Source organism: Pseudoalteromonas sp. RWi3, from assembly GCF_054960735.1.
The window spans coordinates 1-332 of record NZ_JBHNYL010000049.1 but is presented as its reverse complement, the minus strand read 5'-3'; the positions used below and the strand labels follow the sequence as shown (position 1 = coordinate 332).

Here is a 332-nt window from a genome sequence, read left to right as displayed (position 1 = left end):
ACGTTTAAGTTAATTAATACTAAAAAAACCCGAGCTTTGTCTCGGGTTTTTTAATGCCTGCGATTTACGTTATGTGAAGGTGGCGCTATTACCTTAGGCGTAGGTGCTTTGTAGCAACTATCGTAGAGTAATAGTTAGCCTAGCTAATTAATACCAAAAAACCCGAGCTTAGTCTCGGGTTTTTTAATGTCTGCGATTTGAGCTGTAAGCCCTAAGCGGTAAGTTTTAAGCTGCTCGGCGTTAATATGTACTTGTAGGCGAGTGGCTTGCCACCGCGTTATTATTGAGTATATTAAAATCTGCTTGCTATTTAAGTTGAGGGCTCTAGATTT

Annotated in this window: 1 protein-coding gene; it reads right to left on the bottom strand. The window is 39.8% G+C overall.

Going from position 1 to position 332, the window contains the following annotated elements:
- Nucleotides 1-143: 143 nt before the first annotated feature.
- On the bottom strand, nucleotides 144-332 hold a 189-nt coding region (locus ACFI4Z_RS19085; RefSeq protein ID WP_462671892.1), incomplete at its 5' end, for a hypothetical protein.